A 9672-nucleotide genomic window follows, 5' to 3' on the forward strand; every position below is an offset into this window, starting at 1 on the left:
TCCGCTCATGGCGCTACCCTTAATCAAGGCCGCCTGAATGGCAGCCAAGGAGTGACAACTTTCCTGAAAGTCACCGTCCAAGATACAAGAGCGCGTTCATTTTCGCTTGCGTACCTGTGTATGACACAGTGACGCAGGCTTATAAGCCCTTGCAGCCCGTGGCTTTTCAAGCAAGCTGAGCTGTCTGGCCAAGCACCTTCTCGGCCATTGGACAAGACCTACTGACAATTAAATGGCCGCTGCCTGCAAAAGGCCTGTTTGGCATGTCGACCGAATGAAGGCAGTAGCGCTAGGTCGATGCAGCCAGGAATGCGAAAAAATTTGATTCCGCCGCACCCTGGGCCAGTTGAGCCAAAAGCAAAAACCGACTCATGCAATCTCAATCAAACCAGTTGAGACCTACCTTGCGTCTAATTAATAGACTAATCCGAGTCAAGCTAGACAAATGATTCTCGCCGACCTTGCCCTGGACGCCAAGCAAGACTCATTTAGCGTCCAATACGGGAATACTGATACATGACATGGTATTGCCCCGAAGGGACTGGAAAAGAAGCTAGCGACGTGTCGCGCAATTATTATTCAAGAATTACGGCAAGACCTATAAAGAGACCTAAGTGAGAATCAAGATACAGGTCTATTCGTTTCGGTAGAGCTCCTTAAGCAGCTGGTAGGCCTCGTTTAGGCGACGCATGGTCTCTTCCGAACCACCGGAGTCGGGATGATGGCTCATGGCCAACTCGCGGTAAGCCTCCCGTATCTGTCGCAGGGTGAGACGATGCCCCGGTGCAGTAGGTAGCTGCAGCAGCTTCAGGGCGCCGTGCAAGGTCATGGTGTGTTCCAGGGCCTGGAAGGAGCTGCCCTTACGACGTTTGCGGAAACGGTGCACAAGCCGCCGAATCAAGGTGGGCAGGCGTAGCTCCAGAGTTGAAGTACTGAACGGGTCCTCCAGCAGTCCTGCCATCACCACGACGCGCTCAAAACTTGCAGGCTCGCGCCCCCAGCTGGGAGCCGTATTGGCCACCACATCACAGGCAAGCGACCAGGTGAAGGGGCGATTCTCACTTTGATCGCTCTGAGCCCAGATGTCCTGGGCTAACCACACCATCGCGGCTTCCAGCACTGCCTCATTCGCTTCTTTGCCATAGAGCTCAAGCCAGTGGTCTCTGGCTCTAATAAGTGCACGCTCAAGTACATCACCGCCTACATGGGGCAGGGGTTCGACCGCAACATCAGCGGGTTGGCGCAGGGGCTGCAGACTGCGCTTGAGCTGATCAGATTGACGTCTTACAAAACCAGGCAGGTCAATACCGCTCTGACGAGGACGCGCCCGGGGGCCTATCGATGCGGCGGCATCGAAATTCACATCAAAATCAGTCTCAGTTGACTCCAGATCGAGACACAAATCTCCGCCGGAGCCACGGGTCATCAGTACCAGGGCACCTTGCTCATTAAAGGTTGACTCCTGTGCTGGATTGGTTTGGGAGCCCTCTGGCCGGGAACTGTTGTCATCGCCGAGAACCGTGATCTCGCCTCCCTCGCCGCTTGGGAAGATCTCTTGGAGAAGTCGCTCAAAAATATCTCCGCGACTGCGGATGCCCCATTCCGCCCTGAGCGCATCAATTTTGTCGAGCAAATCGACAGGCAGCTCCAAGCTGAAGCGGCGACGAGTGGGATCCGCCGGCTTGGCCATGCCCTAACGGCCCATTAGGCCACGCATCATCTGCTGCTGCGCTTCTAGTGCTTGCTGGTAGCGATCAACCAGGGATTGACTCCCAGGGATCGACGGCGGGTTGATAAAGGAACGGGGTTGGGGGACGGGCGGCGGCGGCGGCGGGGTCGACCTCAGCGGCGGCAGTCTGGGGAAAAGGGGCTGAAGTACCACAGGTGTCATCGCATCGGAGTCCAGCTGCCCTTCGCCCTCTGAATCTGGAATTGCGGGAGGCGAGAGAGGAGGCTTAATCGCTGCTGGAGCGGCAGAGTTGCGGGCCAGCTCGAGTTGACGCTCTCGCTCCTGAACCATGGCGAGCTGGCTTGCCGGGACGACGCTGAGCAGGTGACCAGGCGTGGCATCGGCTGGGTAGACCAGGCTAATTCGGACCGGGTTTGATTGCCCGTCTCGCAGGTTTAAGGTAGTGAGGGCCAGGCTTTGACCGGATCTCATCCCGACGTGCATTTCCTGGAGCCCTTCCGCGGTGCGTACCTGAAAGGAGCCCCGGAAAGCTGTGAAGGGTTTGCCACTGCCTGGAGCAGTGGGGTGGCTGAGCACCAGCTCATAGGGCCCCGACCCCTTGAGATTCAGATCGACATCAAATCGAACGCCGTAGGTGCCAACGTTGTCCAGTGACGAGTCCACCATGCGACTAGCAAGCGGATTTACCTGAATCTCGCGGGTGCCGAAATTGTGGCGGTGGGTGCTAGTTAGGGGAACATGCAAGGGCCCTTTCTGGGCAAGGTTGTGGCTGAGGTTGGCTTGGTAGGCATCGCCGACCGCGACCCCTCCCACACGGGAAAAAATGCGCCGGCCTTTGATATCAGCAACACGGTTCAGATAAACCCTACCTGGAGCTAGCCGGCGCTGATCCAATACGGAAATCACATCCATATCACTACTGGGATCCTTGGCCGCTACGACCGCCATCTGGAAAGGTCCGTCACTGCGTCCCTTCAGCAGGGCATTGGCAATGCCGAGCGCTGGTAACTGAGTCTGATAAAGCACGATGCGGCTGCGAGCCGGGATGGTGATCTCCTGGTTGAGCTTGGTATCTAGGCGACCGCGCAAAACTTGTACCGCCGTTGCATCTCCCGGTCCGGTGTTCCAGGGGCGGGGACCCAAAGGCCTTACTCCCATTTTGTGGTTCAGCAGATAGGGGGCCTCAAAGCTGTTGCGAACAGCGCCATTTTCAAATCTGATGTGCACAGGTCGCAAGCCTGGGTTGATCAAAATCAGCCCCAGAGTCAGCTCAGGGCGGCGGGCTGATCGAGATAGCTGACGGCGATTGGGGGGGAAATACTTGTGGTGCATGTGCAATCCAAATTCACCGTTGAAGGTGAACTCGGCATTGCGCAGGGGCTGTCCGGTTTCTGCGGCGAAGGCATATCCCGGCGCTGTGTTGATCAAGATCCCTGGCCCTTCAACCTCCTCAGGCTGGTTGGAGTGCAACACAGGCACCTTGTTGAAGCTGCCATTTAGGGGCCTGGCCTGCTGCCCCGCCATCAGAGCCACATAGGCGGAAGCTGGCAGCGACTGCAGCAGGCCAAGGGGGGCACCTATGGCAGCAGCAAGCAGCAGGGGGATCGGCCGCAACAGAAATCTGGAGATTGGGGAGTTTGGTGAGGAGGGAGTGGCCCAGACTCCGGCAGCTAACTGCGTCCTGTTGGCTGAGAAACCTGATCTAGAGCAGGGGCTGGTGGTTTGTATGGAACTGGCTGGAGGTCGTTTCAGGGCCATCGCTGGGGAAGAAACACGACACTCGGCATACCCTTCAAGCTCGCTAGAACCATCTGGACCTTCTCTACTTTCTCATGCTTCCCCCCCTGGGCTGCTGTGGCAGCGGTGACGACAGCGGTCGTGGCAGCTGGAGACGCCATCAAGAGCGCAAGCTACGCATGCTGCAGTTCTGGAGAGACGGCGTCGAGCGCCAGCTGGCCGCCGTCAACGCATCGATCAGCACGCTGGAGCGACAGATGGAGCGGGATGCGGGCGCTGCTGGCGGCTAATTGCCTCGGCCCCACCTCCAGTGATAGCCGACCGCAGCTGGGCTAGTCCCTGTTTCAGCCGGCGTTGAACCGTCATCGGGCTCACCTGAAGCAGGGCTGCAGTGCGTCGATAGGTCCAACCCGACAGCACCACCTTCTGGATTACACGTCGTAGTTCGGGGGCCAGCAGGGCCAGCTGCTCACTCACCTGAGCCCCTTGGTGATCCCAATCGCCAATGCCAGAGGAATCGGCTTCCCAGGTCTTGCTGTTAATGACTTCGTGTAAGAGCGTTCCATCGACCCGTGTCTCTAGGTCCATGGGCCGTGCCATCGCCTGTCCCCTAAGCAGGTCTTGCCACTGATCGGGACTGAGTCCCAGGGCTAGGCGCAAATCTTCTGCGCTGGGCTCCTGCCTGTGGCAGCTGCTCCAGCTTGCTTTCAATTTACGCAGCTTGTCGTGCAGCTCCATTTGCCGACGTGGTAACCGCACTGCCAGGGCCGAATCCCGAAGGTAATGAAGAATTGCGCCACGGATATGGGGCCGGGCGAAGGCATCAAAAGGAGTGGTTGTTTGCGGTCGATACAGCTCGGCGGCCCGCAGCAGGCCCATGAGGCCCACCTGCACCAGGTCATCGAGGGGCTCCGGGCAGCGGCGGCAGTAGTGCACGGCAATCGGGTTCACCAAAGTGCAGTACTGGCTTACCCGCTGGTTGCGCTGTTGCAGAGACCGGCGAGTGAGGGGCTTGGACTTAACCGAATGAGTCATGGGTTGTGGTTGGTTTGGCAGGGGTTTGCTTCCCTTCCTTTCCAACCAGCCCCAGACAGGCCCTATCCCACAACCGAAAAATTACTGAATGTCGGTCATGGTGAAGCGATCGGAGCGGCGGCAACCGCCCGCAGCAACGACCAGGGTCCCTCTCGCTCAAGCAGCTCGATATCTGAGCTTTCCGTGGCCAACAGATAACCGGCAAAGGCCAGGGCATTGAGGCTGAAACCAGCGCAATTTTCCTTGGTGCGCCGCACCGTAAGTAGCCAGTAGTCGTCGAAGAGCAGGTTGTAGGGATGCCTGGGTTGGGGGTCGTAGTGGGGATGGCCAAGGCCCAGTTGCTCGGCATGCTCTAAATAAAGAGCTGGTAGATCGGTACCCCCCATGGGATCGACGCGGCGGCTGAGCCGATAGGCCCAGGGCCAGGCAGGATCAACCATTGCTAGCTGACGCTCGATATGAGTGGCCAAAGGCGTGCTGGCTTCTCCAGCTCGGCGGGGCAAAAGCTGCAAATGCCGGTGGGGCTGACTAGCACCAGAAGCGGCACAGCTGTTGAAAAACCACAGTCCACCCGTATCACCGGCCAGGTGGGCGACCCCCCGCCAGTCGTCCGCCGATAACCAGCCGGATTGCGGCTGCCAGGACGCGGTGATCAACAGCAGATGGCCAGCCTGCACTGGATATTTGTTGAGCAGAACCACATGGCCGCTGTCGAGCTGGTCCACTTCAAGGGCCCGTTCCCAGGGCAAAAAGGGATTGGGCTTGGGGCCACCACGACGTAGGTGCTTAGGTGTGGCGCTGAGCAAGCGCCGCAAAACAAATGGCTCGTGCTGAGGTGCTGTGAGGACCTCGGTAGCCAGGGGCACCAGGGCGCCGCTGGCCTGGGCCTGGCTAGATAATTGCAGCGCCCGCTGCCAGATGCGCTCAGCTCGCACCAGCCTTGAGGCGGGCCAGGGAGGCGCCCTGGTAATAATGACCAAGAATTTGGTTGTAGCGATAGCCCTGCTGGGCCAGATCCTGGGCACCATGTTGGCTCATGCTCGCTCCCAGATGGCCGTGGGCCTCCAGAGTTATTTGGCGGTTGGCGGCATAAAGACTCTCCACGATGGCGCCCTGATAACTCAGGATCATCCCGGCGGTGCTGGCGGCGGCCTGGCGGGTGCGATCGTTGCTGCTGGCAAGGCCCTTGTAAGCCTGCCAGCGTGTTGTGTCACCAAGATGCCAGTGGCGGTCGGCTGGACGAGCCATATGGGCAAGGGCGTAGGAGCGGGCCGCAACGGCCTGGGCTCTTAGAGCCTCCATCGACCAGCTGCTTGGCATCTCAGCTCCCACCACGGCGCCGATGTAGGTCTCCAGGCCAACGTGATTCACAACCCTGAGCCCGCCACCCTGCGGGATAAGCCGTAGCCGGCCTCCATAGGGGCGCCCATTGACGAGAAGCGAGCCGCCGCTGGTCTGCAACCAGGCTTCCGGCCCCTGGGTCCAAAGTTCGCCAAGGTTCACGGGGCTGCCGGCACCTCCCTGCTGGAGCAGCTGGCCATCGCGGCTGACAACCTGCCAAGCGCCGTTGGCTGATAGCTCGGGGCTGGCGCCAGCGGTGAGCAGGGCGACGCGGATTTCCAGGTCTACACCGGGGCCCGCTTCGGGCTCAGCCAGGCCCAGACTGACTGGAGCTGCTGCTTGGGGGGTGGCCCGGCGCGACTCCAGGCGGCGCAGTTGCTCAGCCGCGGTACTTGTGTCTTGCGCGGGGGGCGGCGTATCGATCAGGGCATCCAGCAATTCACCCTGGGCGGCCCCATAGGGGCGGGGTGCCAAGCCCTGGGCCGCAAACCCCACAGCCACAGCAACCAAGGCCATCGGCCCAGCCAGCATCAAGCGCCGGCTCAACAAACCATGAAGTGCTGGGTTCAGGCGCAGACGGCCAGGGAAGCCCAGGACTCGCGTCCGGATCCATCGGCGTGCACCCGCAATGTGCCCTTCCACAGGAGATGGCCCGAACCGCTCAGGCGGATCATGCCTGAAGAAGCGCGTTCGCACACCATGCCCCCTGGTCGCGGCGAGCATTGCCAGCCCACAACGGAACTGCGACCGAGGCAATGCAGCCAATATGGGGCTACCAGAGCGTGGGCTGAGCCTGTTACGGGATCCTCATCGATGCCTAGTCCAGGAGCAAAGAAGCGCAGCTGGTAGTCCGCTGGCAGTTCAAGCACGCTGGGACGTTCGCCAATCGCTGCTGTCTCGAGGGCCTGCATCAACACCAGTCCGAGCCGATCAGCACCATGCAGCTCCGAGGCCAGGCCGGGCAGCTGGCGCAGCTGGGCCTCTGGGGGCAGCAGGGCAACCCGATAGCCGAGGGCTGAGCTCCAGTAGGCCAAGGGTGAGGCCCCAAGGCGATCCTGCAGCAACCGGATTAGCGATGACGATGGCTCAGCTGGCAGCAAACCCGCGCTGGGCAGCACGAGTTGCCCCGAACAGCCGCTGGCATCCAGAGCTACTGCCAGGGGACCGCTACGGGTAAACAATTCCAACCCCTGCCCTGGCGCCAACTGCTGCCAGTGGCCGAGGGCCAGCAGGGCGGCGAGGGTGGCATGGCCGCAAAGGGGAACCTCACAGCTGGGAGTAAACCACCGCAGGGTCCAGCGGCTTTGTTGTTGCAGCAAAAAAGCAGTCTCAGACTGGTTGAGACTGCGGGCGATGGCCTGCAGGGCAACATCGCCCATCGGCTGGTCTAGATGCACTACGGCTGCGCCATTGCCGCAACAAGGTGCCTCAGCGAAGGCTTCCACCAGCACCGCTGGCCGGGCGACAAGGGGCACGACGGCAGAGCCAGGCAAGCTCATAATTGCTGCCACTCGGGCCGCAGATCGCGCTCCATCAGAGCCTTGACCGCGGCGCCAGGGGTGGTGCGGCCTTCGAGCACCAGCACAACCTGCTCACAGATAGGCAGATGCCAACCCTTACGGCTTGCCAGCTGGAGAGCTGCCCGGGCCGTACGCGGCCCCTCAACGGTGGCAGAGATGCGCTCATAGGCCTGCTGTTCGCTGCAGCCCTCGGCCAGCAGCACGCCGCAGCGGTAATTACGGCTGAGGTTGCTATTGGCAGTTGCCAGCAAATCGCCCAGCCCGGCCAGGCCGTAGAGAGTGCTGGTGGCTCCGCCGAAACCCTCCAAAACCACGCCAATTTCGGCTAGGCCCCGGCACAGCAGCGAGGCCTTGGCATTCGCACCTAGCCCGAGACCATCGGAGATGCCGGCGGCAACTGCCATAACGTTTTTGAGTGCAGCTGCAGCCTCGGTTCCGATCGGATCGTTGTTTGTGTAAAGACGCAGGGAATTGTCGCTGAGCTGTTGCTGAAATCGACGGGCTAGATCCTGATCCGCAGCGGCGATCACGCTGGCCGCTGGCAGCCCTTGGCGCACCTCGGTTGCCAGATTCGGCCCACTCAGCACCAGCAAGGGGGCATCCGCCAACTGGTTTGACCAGAGCTGGCTGGCAGTTGCCAGCAGCTGAAGGTCCAGCCCCTTGCTGCAGCTCATTAGCGGCAGTCCGGCCGGCCAATGGGGGGCCAGCTGCTCGGCCAGGGACGTGACCCCCGCCATGGCTACCGCCGAAACCACCAGATCCTGGTTGGCAAGCAGGTCAACTGGACTACTGCCAGAGCGCCGGGACCAGCCCACCACGAGGTGACCTTGCTGACCCCAGCGCTCAAACAGGGTCTGCCCCCAGGCCCCCAGGCCCAACACGGCAATGCGAATGCCCATCGACTCCGAAGCAGCAGGCAGCTAGGCACTGCCATCATGCGGCAGGTCCATGGATGCGGCTTCAGCTCTGGAATTTTTGTGGCAATGAGCTCAGCTTCGCCCTGGCAGGACTGGCATGGCACTGGCCTTGTGGTGGGGTGTGGCGGCATCGGCCAGGCCCTGCTCCATGAGCTGGCCAACATCGCCCCAGGGCTGCAGCTGGTGGGGGCTTCGCGCCGGGACTGGCGTTCGCCACAGGATCCCCTATGGCGCGATGTCGAGTTTTTAGCGCTGGATCTCACCAACGACTCCAGCCTCTCGGCGTTGGCAGCGAGCCTTGAGAATCGCCCTCCCCTGCGGCTGGTGATCAACACGGCCGGCCTGCTGCATGGGCCCCTGCTCCAACCGGAAAAGCGGCTCAGCCAGGTGAATCGCCAGGCCCTAGAGCGCAGCTTTGCGGTGAATGCCTTTGCGCCCCTGCTGTTGGCCCAGGCGATCGAATCCCTACTTCCCGCTGCGGATCCATTTCATTTCGCCAGCCTTTCGGCCAGGGTGGGAAGCATTGGCGACAACCAGCTCGGAGGCTGGTACGCCTATCGGGCCGCCAAGGCTGCCCAGAACCAACTGCTGCGCACCCTGGCCCTGGAGTGGGCCCGCAGAAAACCTCAGGGGTGCTTGAGCCTGCTCCATCCCGGAACCACGGCCACGGCCCTCTCAGCCCCCTTCCAGGCCGGTGTACCCCCCGAGCGGCTATTTAGCCCTGAGCGGGCTGCTAGGCAGCTGCTCGCTGTGTTGACAGGAATTGGACCGCAACAAACGGGTCAGTTCTGGGCCTGGGACGGCCAGCAAATTGCCTGGTAGCCCTGGGATCAGGCGGCGTTGGCCTGCAGCACTGACAAGGAAATTACCTCCAATGCCGAATCCTCCGTAGCCTCCAATCGCACCGGTGGTGCCATGCCGTCTTCGTAGGCCTCTAGCCAGCGAGGCGCACATACACACCAGTGGTCTCCGGGCTTGAGCCCAGGGAAGCCGTAGGCGGGCGCCGGGGTGCTCAGGTCGTTGCCCTGGGCCTGGCTGTAACGGAGAAAAGCATCGGTAACGACGCAGCAGACGCTGTGACGGCCCAAGTCGGATGAGTTTGTGCGGCAATGACCGTCGCGAAACCAACCGGTCATCGGTTGGCAGCCGCACACCACCAAGGAATCACCCAGCACGTTTAGCGAAGCGGGAGCAGGTTGGCTGGAATCGCTCACGGGAACCGGAAAAAATGTGGATGCCGCCAGTCTGGCCAGGCAGTTCGGGGGCTGCAGCACTGCCCTGACGACAAGTTTTGAAGGTGTGCCAAAGGCAACACACCCGCACAAAGTCGGCCTGGGTAGTTGACGGATTCCGGGGGCCCCCAGTTTCAGGAAAGTTGTCACCCCTCTGATCAGTACATCCGGGGGCTTGAGGACATGACTAATGCGTCGAT

General features: G+C 61.1%; 10 protein-coding genes. 2 read left to right on the forward strand and 8 right to left on the reverse strand.

Annotated elements, in window-relative coordinates; all coding sequences use genetic code 11:
• Positions 1 to 634 precede the first annotated feature (634 nt).
• Together AC01FP_RS14565 and AC01FP_RS14570 are read right to left on the reverse strand one after the other, a co-directional pair.
• Complete coding sequence (locus AC01FP_RS14565; protein WP_474481312.1) at positions 635 to 1690, reverse strand: J domain-containing protein; 1056 nt, start codon at positions 1688 to 1690, stop codon at positions 635 to 637.
• Positions 1691 to 1693: 3 nt separating this feature from the next.
• A complete protein-coding gene (locus tag AC01FP_RS14570) occupies positions 1694 to 3214 on the reverse strand; it encodes a DUF3370 family protein (RefSeq protein ID WP_474481324.1) in 1521 nt (506 codons plus the stop codon).
• A gap of 308 nt (positions 3215 to 3522) precedes the next feature.
• Here AC01FP_RS14570 and AC01FP_RS14575 point away from each other — a divergent pair, with 308 nt between their 5' ends.
• A complete protein-coding gene (locus AC01FP_RS14575) occupies positions 3523 to 3717 on the forward strand; it encodes a sigma factor SigF (RefSeq protein ID WP_474481313.1) in 195 nt (64 codons plus the stop codon).
• Here the strand turns inward: AC01FP_RS14575 and AC01FP_RS14580 are convergent.
• The 5 genes from AC01FP_RS14580 to AC01FP_RS14600 all read right to left on the reverse strand — a co-directional run bounded on the left by AC01FP_RS14580 (position 3665) and on the right by AC01FP_RS14600 (position 8222).
• Complete coding sequence (locus AC01FP_RS14580; RefSeq protein ID WP_474481314.1) at positions 3665 to 4462, reverse strand: sigma-70 family RNA polymerase sigma factor; 798 nt, start codon at positions 4460 to 4462, stop codon at positions 3665 to 3667. The genes AC01FP_RS14575 and AC01FP_RS14580 overlap by 53 nt on opposite strands.
• A gap of 95 nt (positions 4463 to 4557) precedes the next feature.
• A complete protein-coding gene (locus AC01FP_RS14585) occupies positions 4558 to 5397 on the reverse strand; it encodes an ATP adenylyltransferase family protein (protein WP_474481316.1) in 840 nt (279 codons plus the stop codon).
• Positions 5387 to 6319: a SpoIID/LytB domain-containing protein gene (locus AC01FP_RS14590; RefSeq protein ID WP_474481318.1), complete on the reverse strand. Its 933-nt coding sequence runs from the start codon at positions 6317 to 6319 to the stop codon at positions 5387 to 5389. Before AC01FP_RS14590 ends, AC01FP_RS14585 begins: the two co-directional genes overlap by 11 nt.
• 50 nt (positions 6320 to 6369) lie before the next feature.
• Positions 6370 to 7278 (reverse strand): PhzF family phenazine biosynthesis protein, encoded by a 909-nt coding sequence (locus AC01FP_RS14595; protein ID WP_474481319.1) that lies wholly within the window; start codon positions 7276 to 7278, stop codon positions 6370 to 6372.
• Between the two features lie 20 nt (positions 7279 to 7298).
• Positions 7299 to 8222, reverse strand: a complete 924-nt coding sequence (locus AC01FP_RS14600; protein ID WP_474481321.1) for an NAD(P)H-dependent glycerol-3-phosphate dehydrogenase — start codon at positions 8220 to 8222, stop codon at positions 7299 to 7301.
• A gap of 84 nt (positions 8223 to 8306) precedes the next feature.
• On the opposite strand from AC01FP_RS14600, the gene AC01FP_RS14605 reads away from it, so the two are divergent.
• Positions 8307 to 9062, forward strand: coding sequence for an SDR family NAD(P)-dependent oxidoreductase (locus tag AC01FP_RS14605; RefSeq protein ID WP_474481326.1), 756 nt, complete (start codon positions 8307 to 8309; stop codon positions 9060 to 9062).
• 8 nt (positions 9063 to 9070) lie between these two features.
• Here the strand turns inward: AC01FP_RS14605 and AC01FP_RS14610 are convergent, their stop codons facing one another.
• On the reverse strand, positions 9071 to 9454 hold the full coding sequence (locus AC01FP_RS14610) for a DUF2237 family protein (protein ID WP_474481323.1): 384 nt from the start codon (positions 9452 to 9454) through the stop codon (positions 9071 to 9073).
• Positions 9455 to 9672 lie beyond the last annotated feature (218 nt).

Source organism: Cyanobium sp. NIVA-CYA 375 (genome assembly GCF_056108345.1).